We start from the raw sequence: 19,593 nt of genomic DNA on the forward strand, positions 1-19,593 counted from the left end.
CTCCCAAAACGGGAGAGGGACTAAAAATTGACCGAGTTGGCTCCCCTCTCCCGTTTTGGGAGAGGGGTTGGGGGTGAGGGTATCTATCACACAGCGTCCGACAAACTTGTGAACGTAAACTCACGAATCTTCATGGACGGAATGAGGTAATTACTAAAGGAGCCTTCGCTACTGACCACCCGTTCTACCTTTCCTAGCGTTTCCAGATTGTTGAGCATAATCACGGGGCTTTCATTGAACCGGAAATTTTTGATCGGGTGTTTGATCTTGCCGTTTTCAATGTAAAATGTACCATCGCGGGTCAGGCCGGTAACCAGCAGCGATTGTGGATCGACAGAGCGGATGTACCAAAATTTGGTAACCAGAATACCCCGTTGCGTGCTTTTGATCAGTTCATCTAACGAAGCCGTCCCGCCCACCATCATAAAATTGGTTGGGGCCGGAACAGCCTTGACACTTTTTTTCTGCGCCCAATAGCGGGAATACGACAGGTTTTTAACGACGCCTTTTTCAATCCAGTTAAGTTTCTCCTGCGCACGCCCATCTGCACTCCAGGGCGAAGCGGGTAATTCTGGGTTCGTTGGGTCGGAATAGATCGTTACCCGTTCGTCCATGATTTTCTCGCCGAGCTTAGTCTTTCCACCTGGCTTGCTCAGAAATGAGCGACCCTCATCGGCACTACGCGCATCCAGACTCCGGAATAAGTGTTCGAGTAAAACAGCCGCAGCCAGTGGTTCCAGAATAACGGTGTATTTGCCCGGCTCGATAGCGCGCGCGCCTACCGAACCCAGCGCTTTTTGTAAGGCAATCTGCGTAGCCGATGCCGTATTCAACTTTGGGAAATCACTTACCCCCTGCGTGGCATAGCCCGAACCAGTTCCATTATCGGTACGAATAGTGGCGCTGAAATTGACTTTTGTACTGGGGTAATATGCAAACAACCCTTTGCTATTCATCATCGCCGAATAGCCAACACGGTCTTCCAGATAACCCGCTACCGTTTGCTTTTGTGACTTGGCAATCTGAATACTTTGAGCCACCGCTTTAGCCCGATCAACTGCCGACATGTTCGCTGTCGAGTCGAAAAATCCACTGGCAGGAAGGTATTGCTGAGGGCCTAACAAACCAAGGTATTCAGGATTTTCGGGAGCTAACTGAGCGACTTCTTCCGAACGACGAACGGCCTTTTCCAAAGAAGCATCGTCAAATTCATCGACCGTAGAAACGCCCACTTTTTTCCCAAAGGCCGATTGAACCGAAACTGTTTTATAGGTTTTCGAGCCGCAGGTGGTCACTTTGTTGAGGGCATACCGAATATTGCTCCACTCTTCGCCCTGTAAATTAACTTCGCACTCATCGGCTTTGGAGTAGCTCAAAACCTTTTGCAACAGCGTCTTTGCGTCTGCTTCAGTTAGAATGATAGACATTTCGTTAAGTAGGTGGGAGTTAGAAGTGAGTAGCGAGAATCCATCCAGTAGCCATTGACTTGTGCCAACCATTCTCGCGACTCACTTCTCGCTCCTAATTCCTATTAGTTATATTTTCCGGGCTGTATTGATCACATTGACGCCGTTGAAGCGAGCGGTTGCGCTGCCGTGCGAGACAGCGTTGATCTGGATGGGCTGCCCCTTTCCGTCGAAAAACGAGCCACCTAAGCGGTAATCGCGTTCGTCGCAGACTTTCACGCAGGAGTTCCAGAATTCCTGCGTATTGGATTGATAGGCCACATCTTTGAGCATACCAACGATCTGTCCATCCTTGATTTCATAGGCTAATTGCCCGCTGAACTGGAAGTTATAGCGTTGTTGATCAATGGAGTAGGAGCTATCGCCAATGATGTAAATACCCTTCTTGACATCTTTAATTAGCTCATCAACCGAGAGGGGTGTTTTACCGGCGGCCAACGACACATTAGCCATGCGCTGGAACTGAACCGAGCCCCAGTTGTCGGCATAACAACAGCCCTGCGATTCCTTTTCACCCAACATGTGAACCTGATCCCGGATGGCCTGATAGTTAACCAGAATCCCATCTTTAACCAGATCCCAACGTTTGGTCTGAACGCCCTCATCATCGTACCCAACAGCCCCTAAAGAACCAACCTGGGTTTTATCAGCAAACAGCGTAACCTGATCACTGCCATAATTAAACCCTTTTGTCTTCCACTTATCGATAGTCGCAAAGGAAGTTCCGGCGAAATTGGCTTCGTAGCCCAACACACGATCTAACTCCAGTGGATGCCCAACCGATTCGTGAATGGTCAGCCAGGTATGCGATGGATCAAGAACCAGATCGTATTTACCCGCTTCGACCGATTTGGCGGTGAGTTTTTGCCTCGCCTGTTTGGCTGCTGCTACCACATCTTCGAGCATGTCGTAACCTTGGTTGTATCGAGTGGTAATGCCCGGTATTTTGTCGGCGGGGTTCGTTTGCAGGTATTCGTAGCCCATACCCATTGGCGCGCTCAGGGCATCTCTCGTTTCAAACTTCCCGGTTTTGGGGTCGATAACTGTAACTGTGAAACTGGGCCATAACCGATGAATATCCTGATCGATATACGAGCCATCGGTCGATGCGAAGTACTTCTGTTCGTTTATTAGAAATAGCTGGGAGTTAACAAAGCTGGCCCCGTTTTTCGTAGCAGCCCCGTTAACCGCCATCAGCAAATCAACTTTCTCTTTTATAGGAATCTCGAAAGCGTTTTTCTGGATGGGCGTTTTCCAGCTTATCTCCCCAAAGCCTTTCTGCGGAGCTAGTTGCACCGGATCGCCTGACAGTAATAAAGCGTTTGCTTTGGCCATAGCAACGGCCTTCTCAGCGGCTTTAGCCAACTCCATTTCGGTTTTAGCATCGCCAACAGCTGCAAACCCCCAACAGCCGTCGGCAATAACGCGAATACCTACACCATACGATTCTGTACTCGCAATATTCTGAACCTTGTCTTCACGGGTGATAACGAACTGATTCAGGTAGCGACCAATACGAACGTCAGCATAGGATGCTCCTTTTGACTTGGCGGCATTCAAGGCCGCATCGGCCAGACGTTTCTTTACGGCCACCTCCAGACCAGGAGCGAGTAGGGCTTCTTCGGAGACGGGGCGCCCGAAAACGGGGAGTTGTGATAGCATCAGTGTACCGGTGCCTAGGCCCGCTACCTGCATAAAATCTCGTCGATTCAAGAGCTTTTCCTGCGTTTAGACTATGTATTGGTTGACTTCAATATTTTGGTTTTAGCAAAAATGCTATTTCACCAAAAAGGCAATGCAATACCGATGCAGGAAGGTATAAAATTCTACAGATATTCAAAATATAATTTGTAATATTAAATTTATTTATAGATAAAATTCTACAATTTCTACTTAATAGAAAATAAATACAGTTTTTACATTTATTATAATCTTTTAGTACGAGCTAAATAGTAGCGGCCCTAACTAACACAAGGTTTCTTAATAAAATACTCAGAAAGGGTCACAGCCAGCTTGTCTGCTCCGTAAGAAAGTTAGTTGCGGTATCGTTCTGCTATAGCGTAAACCTACGTAAATTTGCACTTTTCGTGCGGTTTTATACTTCACCAACCCGGCACGACGTTTGATAGACATCATATGGACACAACCCATCTATACCAAACCATGGCTACTTCTTTCGCCGTCCGGCCTTTCCGGAATGCGCTCTTTCTAGTACTTGCAATCGCTCTACTAACTACATCCTGTAAAAAATCGGGGGGCGCCGATGGAGTTGATCCGCGTGATCAATACGTTGGTACGTACGTAGGCGGCTTTCAAACCTCGTTTACGGTGGGGGGCGTTGAAAGTGCGCCAGAATCAGGAACAGCTACGATTACTATCACCAAAGGATCGAATGCGAAAGAAATTTATATCGAAACAACAGTACCCCGCCCAACGACCTTAAAGGTAACGGCTCAGTTGGATGATACTGGCAAAGCATTTACAGTCATTGATCGCACGCAGGATCAGATGTCGGTATTGAATAAGACGTTTACGGGCGACTTTACCGCAACCGGCGTTTTTGACAATAATCAAATTGCTATAACGACAACTACTGAAACAGTTCAGGGGGGGCGCATCAGTCGGTACGAATCTATCACCGGTACCAAGAAATAATCAGCGATTCAGTAATTCTGGCACTGTGATTGAACATTAACCGGCCAACTAGCCGGTTTTTTTGTACCCATCTACCTGTATTAACTAAACAAATTAGACTGACTATGCTTTTATAGCCAAGAGCAACCTGACATGATTCGTTGGCAACTTGTTTTTTTGAATCGTTTTAACCGAGCTGGTGCTCTAGAAACGAATGCACCGGCTGCCTAAACAGTATAGCCTTATGATCCGCTCAACCCTACCCCTATTCATCACCTTTATTGGTTTTTATAGTTGTACCACTCCCGATTCAGATTCTGAATCGGTTTCGGCAAGGCAATTTCTACAGCCTACCGAGCGGGTAAGTAAGATGACGGTCTACTACACCTCTCCATTAACGAGTCTTAACTACGTTGGAAAAGATACAGTAAATGGTCAGGTTTTTAATTTTGTTGATGCCGATGCCTACACATTTCGATACGACAGCCAGAATCGGCTGATTAATCATACATTGACCCAGACCAGTGCTTCAGACGCGGGGGTATACACCCACAAAAATCAGTACAGCTATGTGTATGCCAACGGTCGAATGACTGAAACGCAAACTAGTGATGCTGGTACACAATCCTACTCCTTTATACTCGACAGTACTCAAAGCCGGGTTCTTGCTTATACCAAACATCTTTACACCGCTTCTGGACCTGTTTATACACCTACCCCTCTCGATACCTTAAGGCAATACTCAGCCGAGGGAATTTTGAAAAGTGTACTCAGAGGCTCTAATCGACAGACGATTACGATCGATACGAAAAATATTACTCAGATCGATGAATACAGCAACAGAACAGGTAAGTTGGATAACACTACGGCTTTTGTGTATGATATGGATCATTATGCACCCCCTGCCTATTTTACCTTTCTGGGAGAAACAAGCCGAAATGCGGTTGTAAAACGAACCATTAACTATGGTAGTCAGGGACAGGCAGATGTTTATATCTCAACCTATCAAAATACGTATGATACCCAAAAACGTTTAGTTAAACAGGTTGAATTTTCGCAGTATCCCGGCCAGGCTAAGCCTACCGTCGCGACCGTAACCACCTATTCCTATTAATCAATGAAATTCACGTTAACCTTAGGTTTATTCTTCGCCCTTCAGTTTGTGCGGGCGCAAACATCAGTATCGCCCTCAGCCGCTGCGTCGGCCTCATTTACAGCTACATCGGCGGACGAAAAGGCCGTTATTGAAACCGAAAAACAACGGTTCGCAGCACAGGTAAAAGCTGATTTAGGCGTACTAGACCGTGTGCTTGCGAATGATCTGGTTTACGCTCATTCGAATGGCGGCACCGATACGAAGCAATCCTATCTTCAGTCGATTCGGGATGGGAAAACAAAGTACAGCTCCATCGATATCGAAGAACAGAAAGTACGAATCTACGGCAGTACAGCAGTGATTAATGGACTTTGTTCACTAGTCGCCATCAACAACGGCGAAGCACTAAACAGCCATTTACGCTATCTATCGGTTTATGCTCGTAATGCGGGTCAATGGCAGATGGTGGCCTGGCAGTCGTTGAAGCTGGCCAAATGAAACCGGGATTTTTATGATTTTATTGACTGACTATGATTTCTTTTTTGCTTTCGAAGAAAGCTTAGTTCTAAAAATTATAGTCGGTCAGTAAAATCACAAAAATCCCGCGGGGCCGCCCGTGCGGTCAGACTTTCAAAAACTCCCGCAACTCTGTGGCATCCTGTGGATTCATGCGGCCAGCCAGCACCAACCGCAACTGCCGCCGACGGAGGGCACTGGCGTAACGATCTTTTTCTTCGTCGGTTTCGGGGATAACAGCTGGCACTTCAATGGGTCGTCCACTCTGATCGACAGCCACGAACGTATAGAATGCGCTGTTCGTGCTAACCCGAATACCGGCAGGGATATCTTCAGCCCACACCTCAATAAAGACCTCCATCGACGAACTGAACGCCCGCGTTACCTGCGCTTTCATAGTCACAATATTGCCCAACCGAATCGGTTCGGAAAAGGATACATTATCAACCGATGCCGTGACCACAATCCGGTTAGAATGTTTTTGCGCGGCAATGGCAGCGGCAATATCCATGAAGTGCAGCAGTCGCCCGCCCATCAGATTGTTAAGTGTATTGGTGTCGTTAGGCAATACCATTTCGGTCATAACCGTCATGGATTCGTGGGCGTACTTGGGTTGAGGCATTTGTTGATGATTAATAACCTGTGTCTGGCAAACAACTATGTAGTTGCAAACCAACCACCGAAAACCGACTTGGGCAAGCGAAGTATAAAGAGTTTTGCGACCTGCGATGTAGCTGACTCAACAAAACGTCCGTTTTCGCGAACATAGATAAGTTGAGCCAAAATCTGGAAAGCATCACCGAAAAGTTAGCAGGTCAGTAGAAATTGTCAAATTAATGCTGTTGTCAGATGAACAAAACCAAAAAATGTCTGTTCTGCCAACAGGCAGTACATTACTCCCTTACTCATTAATCACCAATTCATTATGTCAATCCGTCAATACACGTCCGCCGGACGTAGTTGGGGCTTACTTCTCACGTTATTTACAGCTCTAACACTTTCCTTTTCAGCCTGTAAGAAACAGGACGACACCACACCTGCTTTATCAACCATTACAGAGATCATTAATAACGGCAGTAAGTTTACGCTTCTGAAAGCTGCTCTTGTTAAGGCCGGGTTAGATGGAACGTTAAGCCAGGCGGGCACCTATACCGTTTTTGCCCCCACAGACGATGCCTTTAAGCTGTTTGGCTATGGCGATGTGGCGGCTATCAATGCGGCCCCCGTCGATATTCTAAAAGCCGTTTTACAATACCATGTGCTCCCAACTCGTATAGAATCGTCGGCCATCCCCTTGGCTGTCAATACCGCTCAGCAAACATTACTCTCTAACGCTGTGCTGTACACCTCTAAAGTATCATCGAGTACGTCGATCTCGTCTTCATCTACCACATTATCAGTAAATGGCGCCCATATTTTACAGGCCGACGGGCTGGCTAGCAACGGGGTACTTTATGCGATTGATCGGGTTTTGTTACCCCCTCTCTTTGGCAACGTTGCCGCTACGATTCAGAGTATTCCACTCTTGTTGCCTACCGCATCCTTTAAGCTCCTTCAGGCAGCCGTATTGAAAGCCGGAACGCAAACCACAGCCACCTTAACTGCCACGGGTCCAATCACGGTTTTTGCGCCAACAGATGCAGCCTTTAAAGCAATGGGCTATGATTCTGCAACGATTGCGAACGCTCCCGCAGGAGCGCTGGCTAATGTCTTAAGCTATCATGTACTGAACAGCCGTACATACACGCCGTTGATTACCAATGGCTCAAGTTTGACTACCTTACAGGGTGGCACGATCACGGCAGGTATTAGCACCACGGCACTGACTGTAACGGGACGTGGAAACGCCAATACAGCCTCGAATATTACCGGCCCAGATATTACAGCAACCAATGGCGTTGTGCATATCATAGACCGGTTACTAATACCTTAAAAAGATATTTTTCAACCGCAAGGGGCACTAAGGAAACGCAAAGGCCGTAGAGGAAAAAGATTACAATTCCTCTACGACCTTTGCGTTTCCTTAGTGCCCCTTGCGGTAAATTTTAGGAATCAAAAGCAGCTTACATCTGTTCTGTTTATAGATAATTACTCCTGTAAAACTTCGCAATTTGTCAGACCAAAAGCGCGCGATTGTCCGCAAGACTGTCGACCTTTGGGGTCTTGATATGTGACCGTTTCGAATGGCTAAACCACAAAAAAAACTCTTCCTGCTCGATGCGCTGGCTCTGATTTACCGCGCTCATTTTGCATTCAATAAAGCTCCCCGTATTTCATCACGTGGCATTAATACCTCCGCCGTATTCGGCTTCATGAATGCCATGATCGAGGTGTTAACGAAGGAGAAACCCACCCACATCGGCGTCGCGTTCGACTCAGCAAAAAAAACCTTCCGGCACGAGCAGTTTCCGATGTACAAAGCTACCCGGCAATCGCAGCCCGAAGATATTAGTGTAGCCATGCCTTACATCAAACAGATTGTGGAGGCCATGCACATTCCCATTCTGATTCTGGAAGGCTATGAAGCGGATGATATCATTGGTACGATTGCCAAGAAAGCCGCCCTGGCCGACTTTGAGGTGTACATGATGACACCCGATAAAGACTATGGTCAGTTGGTCGAAGAGCATATTCATATTTACAAGCCAGCGTTCATGGGCAAGCCTGCCGAAAAACTGGGGGTTAATGAGGTACTGGACCGCTGGCAGATTGAACGAATCGATCAAGTGACGGATATGCTCGGTCTAATGGGCGATTCGGTCGATAACATTCCGGGGATTCCGGGTATTGGCGAAAAAACGGCTCAGAAACTTATTGCCGATTTCGGTTCGATCGAAAACCTGATTGCCCGCGCCGATGAACTCAAAGGGAAACAAAAAGAAAACGTTATCAATTTCGCACAACAGGGCCTGCTGTCGAAACAACTGGCAACGATTCATTTAGATGTTCCCGTTCCATTCGATGAAGAACACCTTCGCCATACGGAATACGATAAGCCTCGGCTAGCTGCGCTTCTGGATGAACTGGAGTTTCGGCAGATGAAAACCCGCTTGCTGGGTGCTGATTATGACGAGAAACCATTACCGGCGGCTTTTAAAGCACCGGCAGTAGGGCAAATGAATTTGTTCGATTCACCTGGGGGCAATAGTCCTGCGTTCATACCCTTCCCAAATATGGGAGCGGTTAATCCATCAGGGGCGGATGACTTGCCGTTTGATTTTGGGAGTGTACCCTCACCCCCAACGGCGGACCGCCCAAACCAGGAGAGGGGAGTCAAATCGAAGAAAACACCCGTCAATGTACCTGTTGCGTCGGGTACTGCCGAGACGCCGGATCAGGTTACCGAAACGATTACGACTGACGATTCCACGGGTACAGAAGAACCCGCTTATCTGGATGTTTATCCTGATTATGAGATTGATCCAGTACAACCCGAACGGCGGAAAACAATTTTATCGGTTAAGCACGATTATCGGTTAGTCGATACGGCCGAGTTACGCGCTAGTCTGGTACATTATCTGGGTCTTCAGGAAAGTATCTGTTTCGATTCTGAAACCACCGCTGTCGACCCGGTAGAAGCCGATTTGGTTGGTTTGTCGTTCGCATATCGAACAGGTGAAGCGTTTTATGTACCTGTTCCTGCCGACCGTGATGAGGCCCAGTCGATTGTGGACCAGTTTAAGCCCGTTTTTGAGAACGCCACCATTAGCAAGATTGGGCAGAACCTGAAATACGATCTGCTCATGCTGAAAAAGTATGGCGTGGAAGTTCAGGGAAAATTGTTCGACACGATGATCGCCCATTACCTGATTGAGCCAGAAATGCGCCATAACATGGACATGATGGCGATGACCTACCTGAATTACAGCCCCGTTGAAATTGAGTCGCTGATTGGTAAGAAAGGCAAAGGACAGTTGACGATGCGTGATGTGGATATTCAGAAGGTGGTGGACTATGCCGCCGAAGATGCCGACATCACGCTTCAGCTCAAGGATGTTTTCGCGCCCAGACTCGAAAAAGACAGCCTCCACAAACTCTTCGATCAGGTCGAGATGCCGCTCGTGCAGGTACTCACCGACCTGGAGTTAGAAGGTATAACACTGGACACAAATGCGCTGGCCGAACTATCGGCGACGCTGGAAGTCGACATGCGACAAGTGCAGCAGGAAATTTTCGACATTGCGGGTGAGCCATTCAACATCGGTTCGCCAAAGCAGTTGGGCGAAGTTCTGTTCGATAAATTAAAACTCGACAAAAACGCCAAAAAGACCAAGACGGGTCAATACGCCACGGGCGAAGAAATCCTGTCAAAAATGGAAGCCGATCACGAAATTGCCCGAAAAATCCTGGACTATCGGGAGTTAGTAAAACTTAAGAATACGTACGTTGATGTGTTGCCCCAACTAATTAGCAAACGCACCGGGCGAATTCATACCTCATTCAATCAGGCTGTTGCTGCAACAGGCCGCTTGTCGTCAGTCAATCCCAATCTGCAAAATATTCCGATTCGGACCCCACGTGGAAAAGAAATTCGGAAAGCGTTTGTACCTCGTGGGCCGGAGTTCGTGATTATGTCGGCCGATTATTCGCAAATCGAATTGCGAATAATGGCGGCTTTCAGTGGTGATCAGACAATGCTGGAGGCATTCAATAACGGTGTCGATATTCACACACAAACGGCTAGTAAAGTCTTCCACGTCGACCTTGATGAAGTCACGAGCGACATGCGTCGGAAAGCCAAAACCATCAATTTTGGTATTATCTACGGCATTTCGGCCTTCGGACTGAGCCAGCGGTTAAAGATTCCCCGTAAAGAAGCGGCTCAGATCATCGAAGAATATTTTGCCGGTTTTCCAGCGGTGAAAGACTATATTGACCAATGCATCGAAAAAGCACGCGGCTTTGGCTATGCTGAAACCATTCTAGGTCGTCGCCGGTATCTACGCGACATCAATTCGCGGAACCAAACCGACCGGATGTTTGCCGAACGTAACGCCGTGAATGCACCCATTCAGGGTAGTGCCGCCGATATGCTCAAGATTGCCATGATTCAGATTCACGAGTTCATGCAGCAGGAGAATTTGAAGTCAAAAATGATCCTAACTGTACACGATGAATTGGTATTCGACGCCCACCGCGACGAAATTGAGATTCTCCGTGTCCGTGTCGATGAAATCATGCGCAACGCCATCCCGATGGGGGTTAAGATGGAAACTGGCATCGGCACCGGCGAAAACTGGTTACTGGCGCACTGATATGGCAAGAGATATTTTTCATCCCATCGTTCGGGAAGTTCTTCTGAACGACGGTTGGACAATTACACATGATCCATATTTCATTGACGTTATGGATCGTAACTATGAGATTGACTTGGCAGCTGAGCAGCTTGTTGGGGCGCAGAAAGGCTTAGAAAAGATTGCTGTTGAAATAAAGAGTTTCCTATCGCCTTCTTTTACGTATGAATTTCACACTATACTAGGTCAGTACCTCAATTACCACACATTTATGGGTATTCAGGAGCCAGATAGAGTATTATACCTTGCTGTTCCTCGAGGCATATACGATACATTTTTTACTGATGCCGCAACTCAGTTGATATTGACTAAATTTGGTATGAATGTACTTGTGTATGACGTAGAAGCTAAAATTATAGAACAATGGATACGAAAATAACAAAGTATGCAGCTATCCTTACCGAATGGCTTGATGCATTTGTGAATCGTCGAAACACGGGCCAAGAAATCGAGTACGAATTAATTGCCGATGATAAACATCGTCATTATCAGGTGATCAGAACGGGCTGGCGCAAAGATGTTTTTGAATACAACGTCGTTTTCCATTTTCAGATCAAACCGACCGGCAAAGTTTGGTTATTGGTTAATAACACAGATATTTTAGTAACCGACGATCTAATCGAGCGGGGTATTCCGGCCTCAGATATTGTTATCGGTTTTCTACCAGAATTTATGCGAACTCATTCGGGCTTTGCGGTGGCATAGCTACAACAAGTGTAGATCAATCCAAATCCGCCTTACTTTAATTTAAGGCGGATTTTTTATGCCCATTGACCATTTATCCTCACCCCTCACCGACTAATAAATTTGTGAGTGATCAAAAGGGTGAAAAAAGCAATCTTAGCGAATCATCATACACTCCCTATGAAAAAGATACTATTAAACAGGTATATAGGTCTGGCCATCATAGCCATTCTTCTAACGACGGCTTCATCCTTCGCGCAAACGAAAGCCGATAAAATCGACGCGCTTGTTCAGCAATACGTTGATAATCGTCAGTTTAATGGGAGCGTGTTAGTAGCCGAACACGGGCAGGTGATTTTCAAAAAAGGCTACGGGATGGCCAATATGGAATGGAACATTCCGAATGCCCCCGATACCAAATTCAGACTAGGCTCCATTACCAAACAGTTTACGGCCATGCTCATTATGCAGCTGGTTGAAAAAGGAAAGCTTAAACTGGATGGTAAAGTCACCGACTATTTGCCAGATTACCCGAAAGCTTCTGGCGACAAAATCACCGTTCATCACCTGCTCACGCATACATCGGGCATTCCCAATTACACCAATTTCCCGAAGTTTTTTGAAATGGAGAGTCGAGAGCCAGTTACGCCCAACGGATTCATCAAAAAATTCGCGGATATGCCTCTAGATTTCGAGCCGGGTTCCAGGTTCTCATACAGTAACTCAGGTTATTTTCTACTGGGTGTCCTCATCGAAAAAGTCTCTGGAAAATCGTATGCTACCCTTTTGAAAGAGACTATCCTCACCCCTTTGCAACTCAAAGACACAGGCTATGATTTATTTGGCCCGATTATCCCTAAACGAGCAACTGGTTACGAAAAACAGGGCAGTACCTATGTAAATTCGGCTTATCTGGATATGACAATTCCATATGCTGCCGGGTCATTGTACTCAACCGTCGAGGATTTGTACCGCTGGGATCAGGCCTTGTATACGGATAAACTACTGTCGGCCAGTGCGAAAGCAACCATGTTTACGCCTTTTTTAGATGGTTATGCGTATGGATGGGGAGTGAGAAAAACAAAGATTGGCGACCTGAAAGATAGCTTACAGATTATTGAACATACGGGCGGAATCAACGGCTTCAACACGATCATCAGCCGAATTCCCAAAGACAAACAACTGGTAGTCTTGTTGAACAATACGGGTGGGGCACCACTAGGCGCTATCCGCAAAAATATTCTTAATATCCTCTACAATCAACTCATCGAACCACCCAAAAAGCCGATTACAGATTTACTACGGCAGTCGGTTTTATCGGAGCCATTGGCCAAATCGCGGGAGAAATTAACTAGCTGGAAGAATGATAAAGCCTACAATGTCGATGAAGGTGACATCAATAGCCTGGGCTATGAGCTTATGCGGGATGGGAAGTTAACGGAGTCGATCAACGTGTTTACGCTTAACGTCGAATCCTATCCAAAGTCATTTAATGTATATGATAGCCGGGGAGAAGCCTACATGACGGCAGGCAACAAAGCGGCTGCTATTCAGGACTACAAAAAATCGGTAGAGCTTAATCCTCGAAATACCAATGGATTCGACAAACTGAAAGAATTGGGCGAAACTATCGAAGCGCCTAAGGAGATAGCCATTACTGTAGACGCAGCCACGCTGGAATCATACGTTGGCAACTATGAACTTGCCCCTTCGTTTGCGATTGTGATCACACGTGAGGGCGATAAACTCTTTGGTCAGGCCACAGGTCAACCCAAATTCGAGCTTTTTGCCGAATCGAAAACGAAGTTTTACCTGAAAGTGGTTGACGCTCAGATAACGTTCGAGACAAACGACAAAGGAGAAGTTCAGCAGCTGATTCTGCACCAGAATGGACGAGATATGCCAGGCAAACGAGTTCGTTAAGCTGTCGTTTAATTAGTTATCAAGAAGCTATTCATAATTTCGTTTTATGAGTGATTTGTCATTCTGACGACAGGAGGAATGACAAAAACTGTAATTTCTCAACTTTAAGGGAAGCCTCATATCACGACTTTTCAAGAATCGGAACTTGCTATCACCTTAATTGCACCGACTAACTAATAAATTATACCTTTCCCAGACGAGGGAACGATTTTGCACTTTTTTTATTTGCCAGATAAAATAGACTTCATTTCGTGAGGTTTATTGTGAGTTTTCCAAGTTTAGCAAACTCACGCGCTGTCAAAAAATAGAAAGCTGCAAATGAAAAAGGAATTACTGCCTCTTACGATAGGAGGCTTTGGCATTGGCATGACGGAGTTCGTCATGATGGGTATTCTGCCCGATATTGCAACCTCATTACAAATCTCGATTCCACAGGCTGGCCACTTAATTTCGGCCTATGCGCTGGGTGTTGTGCTCGGCGCTCCTCTACTGGTGGGATTTGCCGGAAATTATCCACCTAAGAAAATCCTGTTGGGCCTTATGGCCTTGTTTACCTTTTGTAATGCCCTTTCGTCCTTCGCGCCCAATTATGAACTTATGATGGTAACTCGCCTGTTATCGGGCTTACCACATGGCGCTTTTTTTGGTGTAGGTGCCGTAGTAGCCAGTCGGTTAGCCAATAAGGGAAAAGAAGCACAGGCCATTTCGATGATGTTTGCCGGACTTACCGTAGCCAACATCATTGGTGTACCGCTAGGTACTTACATTGGTCACACCATGAGCTGGCGAATCACGTTTTTGATTATCGCTGCGGTTGGCCTGATCACGTTAATATCTATTCAAAAACTGCTGCCGGTAATGCCTGTAGCGAACCAGACCAATTTGCGTAAAGACCTCAAACTGTTTACGCACGTAGAGCCCTGGATAATTTTAGGCATCACCGCCATTGGTACGGGAGGCCTGTTTGCCTGGTTCAGCTACATTGCTCCCCTATTGACCGAAGTGGCTCACTTTGGTAGCAATCAAATTACCTGGATTCTGGTATTGGCCGGTTTAGGCATGGCGGTTGGTAATCTAATTGCCGGACGCACCGCCGACAGTACTTCCCCAATTAAGGCAACGGCTTTGTTTTTATTATTGATGACCCTTTGCCTGCTGCTGGTGTACTATGTTGCTCCGTTTCAGATACCGCTTCTTGGCATGACATTCCTTACCGGAGCGATTGCCTTCTCGTTAGGGCCGCCAATCCAGATTTTGATGATTCGGGCAGCCAATGGTTCCGAAATGCTGGCATCATCAGTTAGTCAGGCAGGTTTTAATATTGGCAATGCACTGGGTGCTTACCTGGGTGGCTTACCAATTGCTGCTGGTCTGGGCTATTCGTCCCCTCAATTGGTAGGTGCTATGCTGGCATTTACTGGATTTGGTTTAGCCATGATCATGTACTTCCGGCAACGGGAAGAAGAAAACTTCGAATTGTCGCCCGGACACTAAGCAACGACCGATTATACAAATTTCCAGTCAGGCTATCAACGGATTCCGTACCTTAAATGCGGAATCCGTTTTTGTTTTCTAACCTTTACTATATATGAGCTTTCTGGGCATAATTTTCGTATTAGCCATTATTGTCGTCTATCTATCAGTCGTCATTGTGCAACAGGGCACGGTGGCTGTTATCACTGTTTTCGGGAAATATACCCGTGTTATGACACCGGGTCTGAATTTCAAAATCCCGTTTATTGAATTCATTTACCGACGCATTTCGATCCAGAACCGTTCTGCCGAACTGGCATTCCAGGCCATTACTGCCGACCAGGCTAATGTCAACTTCAAGGCCATGCTCGTTTATTCGGTACTGAACCAGAGCGAGGAAGTCATTAAAAACGTGGCCTTTAAGTTCATTGATGAGGCTTCGTTTATGCAAGCACTGATTCGGACAATCGAAGGCTCTATTCGTAGCTTTGTGGCTACAAAACGCCAGTCTGAAATTCTGGCCCTCCGCTCCGAAATCATTGAACACGTTAAATCGCAACTCGACGTTTTGCTTGAAAGCTGGGGATATCACTTAACCGATCTGCAATTGAACGACATTGCGTTCGACGAGGTCATCATGCGGTCGATGGCGCAGGTAGTGGCCTCTTCCAACCTGAAAGCAGCTGCCGAAAATGAAGGACAGGCGTTACTGATTACCAAGACAAAAGCCGCGCAGGCTGAAGGGAATGCCATTCAGATCTCAGCCGAAGCCGAGAAAACCGCGTCTCAACTACGTGGTCAGGGTGTGGCTTTATTCCGGGAAGAGGTGGCCAAAGGTATGGCGGAGTCGGCTAAAGTGATGAGTGAAGCCAATCTGGATGCATCGCTGATTTTATTCTCGATCTGGACGGAAGCCATCAAGCATTTTGCCGAGAACGGAAAGGGCAATGTTATTTTCCTTGATGGCTCAACCGAGGGTATGGAGAAAACCATGAAGCAGTTGCTCGCCGTTGAAAAAATGAATCGGGGTGGCGATTCGGGTGGTATCATTACCCCACCGCCAGCAACGGGCAGACGTTAAACATAGTTGGAGGTTTACGGTTTTTGGTATATAGTTTTGGGTGATGCGTCGACCACCGAAAACTATATACCAAAAACCGTAAACAGTTTATGACCAACTTACTATTCCCTACCGATTTTTCGGCTAACACAACAGCCGCTCAAGACTGGGTTCGCCTTTTTGCCAGGAAAACGGGCGCCACCATCACACTATTACACGTTTTTCAACCTATGGTTCCCGATTCCACCTTACCGACTATGGGCGATCCGGGATTAGGACTTATAGCCTCTCAGGAAATTGAAGATATCAGCCGCGAACGGCTTGGTAAATTAGCCGATCAACTCCGTGCCGAAGGGCTATCAGTTGAGGTAGAATGGCGCATTGGGTTTGTGGATGATGGTATTCTGGATGCCGCCAGGGAACGCTCAGCCGATTTGATTGTGATGGGCCGAAGTGACTTGAGCACGTTCTTCGACCGATTAGCGGGTAGCGCTGTTACGGATGTAGCCGATGATGCCCAGTGCCCCGTGCTGATTGTTCCCACTACCCCCGATGGCCATGCCGTTCGTCCAGCACAGGTGCACACCATTGCCTACGCCATGCAGCCCGAAACGACGCAAGCCAAGGTAACTTTTCAAACAGAATCGCTCGTTGAAGCATTTGATGCCCAACTCCTTATTCTGACTGAAGATAAGCTCGAAACCGCTCATGCCGACCTGATTGTCATGGAACTACAGCCCGCATCAGGTTTTCTGGATAGTTTATTTCACCCCAATCATCTGGCGAAACTGATTGAAAAATCAGAAGTACCCGTGTTGGTTTACCACGAACAGAAATAATTCTTCTTCGTGAAGGCAGATTCTTTACAGTGGTGTCGGGTACTAATACCCGACACTAGAGGTTTCTCAAAACCTACTCGTAGCACCAATAGGTTTTGAGAAACCTTACAAGGCAGATTTAAGAATCTGACTTCACGGCAAACTATCCTTCATTAATAACCCGACAAGTCGGTTGGTGATGCACTGGGAAATTGCAGGATTTGGCAATGAAACACAGTTTGTTAGCCTGATGATGCAATTCGTTGGCTTTAGCGATCATCGATTCCTCGGCCACAACCACAAGTGGATACAGCGTAACTTCAGTAAAGTGGCCTCCCCCATCCGACGTTTCGACCATAGTACCAGCCGCTTTGTCGGTATATTCCACGACAACGATACCCGCTTCGGCACATAGGTGCAGGTACCAAAGCATATGGCAGCTGGATAATGACGCGACTAATAATTCCTCAGGGTTATACCGTGTCTTATCACCCCGAAAGGCAGGGTCCGAAGATGCCAGAATATCGGATTTATTTTCGGCGGAAATTGTATGACTCCGATCATAGCCCCGGTATGTACTAGTTCCTTCTCCTTTATTACCAGTCCAGGTTATTGTCAGGTTGTATTGGTGTTGTTTTGCCATAAAATCAATATTGCTTATTGGGTTCCTGAGCAACCGCTGGTCGGCGAGCGGCCATTTCATCGGCGACCTCGCCCGCGCCGGGATGGCCCGTTTGTCGCAGTTCGGAGATGATGTTTTGGTAGTTTTTATCATCCCGATTCTGGCTCAGTTTAGCTGCTCCCTGAATGGTATCGATCGTCATTGTAAACGCTACGATTCCGCGCATTTCTTTTCGTACGTAGCTCTCCGTCATGCTTTCGACCGAAACTGGGCATTTTGAGTGAACTTCGTATTTATCAACCTGTTGCCGCAGAACCTCCAGTGCTTCGTCGTCCGATAAAACGCTTGTTCGACCCGTAACCTGTACGGCCAGATAGTTCCAGGTGGGCACGTTGACATGGTCGTACCAGGAAGAGGAAATGTAACTGTGCGCCCCCGAAAATACAGCCAGTGCAGGGATTTCGCTACCCAGCAATTTCCATTGTGGATTCGCCTTCGCCAGATGACCCACTAACCGAAACTGGCCCTCTGTATCCAACTGGAGTTCCATGGGTACGTGTGTAGCAACAGGAACTCCATCCGAGCCAGTTGTGATCAGTAGCCCAAATGAATTATCCCGAATAAACTGATACAAGGTGTCGCGATCCGTTTCCTGAAACGCTTTGGAGATATACATAAGCCGTAAGTTATTGATTCTTTAGATACATTCAGATACGATTACTTTCCTTTGTCGATGGCCATACGCACAGCTAAACCGGTCAGAATACTCGCCATAAGCCATTTTTGCGCGCGTATGTAAGCCGGCCGCATCTGGAACCAACGCGCCATACGTGCCGCCGATAAGACAATCAAAAAATTGATGGTAGCACTTACCAACAATTGCGTAAGGCCTAATTCAACATTCTGAGTCAGTAGCGAGCCATATTCTGGTCGCGTAAACTGTGGAAAGAAAGACAGATAAAAAACAGCCACTTTGGGATTTAACGCATTGGTCAGGAAGCCCATCTGAAAGAGTTTCCAATCCGAATCATGGGGCAGATTACGCGTCTCAAAAGGCGACGTTCCACCCGGCTTAACGGCTTCCCAGGCCAGATAAAGCAAATACCCAATACCGAGCCAGCGCAGCAGTTCGTAAGCCATCGGAATAGCCATAAATACGGCCGTCAGGCCGACCGATACCAGAAAGATATGCACTAAAAAGCCGGTCAATACACCCGCCAGCGAAAGCAATCCAGCGCGTCGTCCCTGCGTAATGGAGCGGGAAATAATGTAGATCATGTTCGGACCGGGGCTGAGCACTAAACCCAGAGCAGCCAGCGCAAACAGGACTAACTCGTTGAAAGGTATCATGGCAAATCAACTTGGTTGCAAATAATCGGGTAAGGAAATTTCTACGCTGATCTCCGCCGGAACGGGCGTTTGGCGTACCGTTTTCAATGGAATCACCCCCGACCAGGTAGGGAGATGTTCATCTTCTGGATCGTCATTTGGGCCACCCGTACGCACCTTGGCAGACGCTTCGGCCAGCGAGAATGCTAACACCGTTGTCTTCCTCATCTCACTGTCGGTTGTTGGGCGCAGATCATCCCAGCGATTGGGTATAAGGTGATCCGTGATCAAGGCCAGTGCATTCATTCGCTCGGTTTCGTCGGTCACTTTTTCGGCATTGGCAAAAATCACTACCGACCGATAGTTAACCGAGTGATGAAAGGCCGATTTAGCCAGCACCAGTCCATCGGCCAGCATCACCGTAATGCAAACCGGTGCTCCATGTTCAATGGCACGGATAAAATGACTACCCACCGAGCCATGGATATACAGTTTATCGCCTTGTCGGGCAAAGGCCGTAGGAATAGCCATCGGCTGCCCATCGACGGCAAAACTGACGGTACAGAATAGGGCTTCATCCAGAATAGGGTGAATCGTGGCCTCATCATAATGAGCGCGTTTGGCCAGTCGGCTGGGCGTTGTGCGAGCGGTTTGCATATCGTAGAGACGCCACCCTTG

At 47.1% G+C, this 19,593-nt stretch carries 18 protein-coding genes; 11 read left to right on the plus strand and 7 right to left on the minus strand.

Annotated features, from left to right (window positions below; translation table 11 throughout):
• Positions 1-86: 86 nt before the first annotated feature.
• Complete coding sequence (locus tag ACYVGR_RS24285; protein WP_460961618.1) at positions 87-1,427, minus strand: TldD/PmbA family protein; 1,341 nt, start codon at positions 1,425-1,427, stop codon at positions 87-89.
• 108 nt (positions 1,428-1,535) lie between these two features.
• Positions 1,536-3,179 (minus strand): TldD/PmbA family protein, encoded by a 1,644-nt coding sequence (locus tag ACYVGR_RS24290; RefSeq protein ID WP_460961620.1) that lies wholly within the window; start codon positions 3,177-3,179, stop codon positions 1,536-1,538.
• A gap of 450 nt (positions 3,180-3,629) precedes the next feature.
• On the opposite strand from ACYVGR_RS24290, the gene ACYVGR_RS24295 reads away from it, so the two are divergent.
• The 3 genes from ACYVGR_RS24295 to ACYVGR_RS24305 all read left to right on the plus strand — a co-directional run bounded on the left by ACYVGR_RS24295 (position 3,630) and on the right by ACYVGR_RS24305 (position 5,694).
• Complete coding sequence (locus ACYVGR_RS24295; protein ID WP_460961622.1) at positions 3,630-4,121, plus strand: hypothetical protein; 492 nt, start codon at positions 3,630-3,632, stop codon at positions 4,119-4,121.
• Positions 4,122-4,344: 223 nt separating this feature from the next.
• Positions 4,345-5,214: a hypothetical protein gene (locus ACYVGR_RS24300; RefSeq protein ID WP_460961624.1), complete on the plus strand. Its 870-nt coding sequence runs from the start codon at positions 4,345-4,347 to the stop codon at positions 5,212-5,214.
• Between the two features lie 3 nt (positions 5,215-5,217).
• Positions 5,218-5,694 carry a nuclear transport factor 2 family protein gene (locus ACYVGR_RS24305; protein ID WP_460961626.1) on the plus strand — a complete coding sequence of 159 codons (477 nt, stop codon included), beginning with the start codon at positions 5,218-5,220 and terminating at the stop codon, positions 5,692-5,694.
• A gap of 124 nt (positions 5,695-5,818) precedes the next feature.
• Here ACYVGR_RS24305 and ACYVGR_RS24310 read toward each other — a convergent pair whose 3' ends face one another.
• A complete protein-coding gene (locus tag ACYVGR_RS24310) occupies positions 5,819-6,334 on the minus strand; it encodes an acyl-CoA thioesterase (protein ID WP_182461052.1) in 516 nt (171 codons plus the stop codon).
• Positions 6,335-6,637: 303 nt separating this feature from the next.
• On the opposite strand from ACYVGR_RS24310, the gene ACYVGR_RS24315 reads away from it, so the two are divergent.
• From ACYVGR_RS24315 to ACYVGR_RS24350, 8 genes are all read left to right on the plus strand, one after another.
• The gene (locus ACYVGR_RS24315; protein WP_460961629.1) at positions 6,638-7,645 is read left to right on the plus strand and encodes a fasciclin domain-containing protein; all 1,008 of its coding nucleotides are present in this window, start codon (positions 6,638-6,640) and stop codon (positions 7,643-7,645) included.
• A gap of 250 nt (positions 7,646-7,895) precedes the next feature.
• Positions 7,896-10,967, plus strand: coding sequence for a DNA polymerase I (gene polA / locus ACYVGR_RS24320; protein ID WP_460961630.1), 3,072 nt, complete (start codon positions 7,896-7,898; stop codon positions 10,965-10,967).
• 1 nt (position 10,968) lies between these two features.
• The gene (locus ACYVGR_RS24325; RefSeq protein ID WP_460961632.1) at positions 10,969-11,385 is read left to right on the plus strand and encodes an element excision factor XisH family protein; all 417 of its coding nucleotides are present in this window, start codon (positions 10,969-10,971) and stop codon (positions 11,383-11,385) included.
• Positions 11,370-11,711, plus strand: a complete 342-nt coding sequence (locus tag ACYVGR_RS24330; protein WP_460961634.1) for an element excision factor XisI family protein — start codon at positions 11,370-11,372, stop codon at positions 11,709-11,711. Before ACYVGR_RS24325 ends, ACYVGR_RS24330 begins: the two co-directional genes overlap by 16 nt.
• Positions 11,712-11,870: 159 nt before the next feature.
• A complete protein-coding gene (locus ACYVGR_RS24335; RefSeq protein WP_460961637.1) occupies positions 11,871-13,613 on the plus strand; it encodes a serine hydrolase in 1,743 nt (580 codons plus the stop codon).
• A gap of 318 nt (positions 13,614-13,931) precedes the next feature.
• The gene (locus tag ACYVGR_RS24340; protein ID WP_460961639.1) at positions 13,932-15,107 is read left to right on the plus strand and encodes an MFS transporter; all 1,176 of its coding nucleotides are present in this window, start codon (positions 13,932-13,934) and stop codon (positions 15,105-15,107) included.
• Positions 15,108-15,201: 94 nt separating this feature from the next.
• Entirely contained in the window at positions 15,202-16,167 is a 966-nt protein-coding gene (locus tag ACYVGR_RS24345; protein WP_460961641.1) for an SPFH domain-containing protein, read from the plus strand.
• An 89-nt stretch (positions 16,168-16,256) separates the two neighbouring features.
• Positions 16,257-16,985, plus strand: coding sequence for a universal stress protein (locus ACYVGR_RS24350; RefSeq protein WP_460961643.1), 729 nt, complete (start codon positions 16,257-16,259; stop codon positions 16,983-16,985).
• 142 nt (positions 16,986-17,127) lie between these two features.
• Here the strand turns inward: ACYVGR_RS24350 and ACYVGR_RS24355 are convergent, their stop codons facing one another.
• Genes ACYVGR_RS24355 through ACYVGR_RS24370 form a run of 4 tightly spaced genes read right to left on the minus strand, consistent with a single transcriptional unit; the run spans position 17,128 to position 19,572 of the window.
• A complete protein-coding gene (locus ACYVGR_RS24355) occupies positions 17,128-17,607 on the minus strand; it encodes an OsmC family protein (RefSeq protein ID WP_460961645.1) in 480 nt (159 codons plus the stop codon).
• A 4-nt stretch (positions 17,608-17,611) separates the two neighbouring features.
• Positions 17,612-18,262 carry an FMN-binding negative transcriptional regulator gene (locus ACYVGR_RS24360; protein WP_460961647.1) on the minus strand — a complete coding sequence of 217 codons (651 nt, stop codon included), beginning with the start codon at positions 18,260-18,262 and terminating at the stop codon, positions 17,612-17,614.
• 41 nt (positions 18,263-18,303) lie between these two features.
• Positions 18,304-18,936, minus strand: a complete 633-nt coding sequence (locus ACYVGR_RS24365) for a LysE family translocator (protein WP_460961649.1) — start codon at positions 18,934-18,936, stop codon at positions 18,304-18,306.
• 6 nt (positions 18,937-18,942) lie between these two features.
• The gene (locus tag ACYVGR_RS24370) at positions 18,943-19,572 is read right to left on the minus strand and encodes a pyridoxamine 5'-phosphate oxidase family protein (RefSeq protein WP_460961651.1); all 630 of its coding nucleotides are present in this window, start codon (positions 19,570-19,572) and stop codon (positions 18,943-18,945) included.
• Positions 19,573-19,593: the final 21 nt, after the last annotated feature.

The organism is Spirosoma litoris, assembly GCF_054776755.1.

What these genes read in the sequence shown, in the direction of transcription:
- ACYVGR_RS24285 (WP_460961618.1), bottom strand. Translation starts at nt 1,427, where the DNA reads ATGTCTATCATTCTAACTGAAGCAGACGCAAAGACGCTGTTGCAAAAG.
- ACYVGR_RS24295 (WP_460961622.1), top strand. Translation starts at nt 3,630, where the DNA reads ATGGCTACTTCTTTCGCCGTCCGGCCTTTCCGGAATGCGCTCTTTCTA.
- ACYVGR_RS24300 (WP_460961624.1), top strand. Translation starts at nt 4,345, where the DNA reads ATGATCCGCTCAACCCTACCCCTATTCATCACCTTTATTGGTTTTTAT.
- ACYVGR_RS24305 (WP_460961626.1), top strand. Translation starts at nt 5,218, where the DNA reads ATGAAATTCACGTTAACCTTAGGTTTATTCTTCGCCCTTCAGTTTGTG.
- ACYVGR_RS24310 (WP_182461052.1), bottom strand. Translation starts at nt 6,334, where the DNA reads ATGCCTCAACCCAAGTACGCCCACGAATCCATGACGGTTATGACCGAA.
- ACYVGR_RS24315 (WP_460961629.1), top strand. Translation starts at nt 6,638, where the DNA reads ATGTCAATCCGTCAATACACGTCCGCCGGACGTAGTTGGGGCTTACTT.
- polA (WP_460961630.1), top strand. Translation starts at nt 7,896, where the DNA reads ATGGCTAAACCACAAAAAAAACTCTTCCTGCTCGATGCGCTGGCTCTG.
- ACYVGR_RS24325 (WP_460961632.1), top strand. Translation starts at nt 10,969, where the DNA reads ATGGCAAGAGATATTTTTCATCCCATCGTTCGGGAAGTTCTTCTGAAC.
- ACYVGR_RS24330 (WP_460961634.1), top strand. Translation starts at nt 11,370, where the DNA reads ATGGATACGAAAATAACAAAGTATGCAGCTATCCTTACCGAATGGCTT.
- ACYVGR_RS24335 (WP_460961637.1), top strand. Translation starts at nt 11,871, where the DNA reads ATGAAAAAGATACTATTAAACAGGTATATAGGTCTGGCCATCATAGCC.
- ACYVGR_RS24340 (WP_460961639.1), top strand. Translation starts at nt 13,932, where the DNA reads ATGAAAAAGGAATTACTGCCTCTTACGATAGGAGGCTTTGGCATTGGC.
- ACYVGR_RS24345 (WP_460961641.1), top strand. Translation starts at nt 15,202, where the DNA reads ATGAGCTTTCTGGGCATAATTTTCGTATTAGCCATTATTGTCGTCTAT.
- ACYVGR_RS24350 (WP_460961643.1), top strand. Translation starts at nt 16,257, where the DNA reads ATGACCAACTTACTATTCCCTACCGATTTTTCGGCTAACACAACAGCC.
- ACYVGR_RS24355 (WP_460961645.1), bottom strand. Translation starts at nt 17,607, where the DNA reads ATGGCAAAACAACACCAATACAACCTGACAATAACCTGGACTGGTAAT.
- ACYVGR_RS24360 (WP_460961647.1), bottom strand. Translation starts at nt 18,262, where the DNA reads ATGTATATCTCCAAAGCGTTTCAGGAAACGGATCGCGACACCTTGTAT.
- ACYVGR_RS24365 (WP_460961649.1), bottom strand. Translation starts at nt 18,936, where the DNA reads ATGATACCTTTCAACGAGTTAGTCCTGTTTGCGCTGGCTGCTCTGGGT.
- ACYVGR_RS24370 (WP_460961651.1), bottom strand. Translation starts at nt 19,572, where the DNA reads ATGCAAACCGCTCGCACAACGCCCAGCCGACTGGCCAAACGCGCTCAT.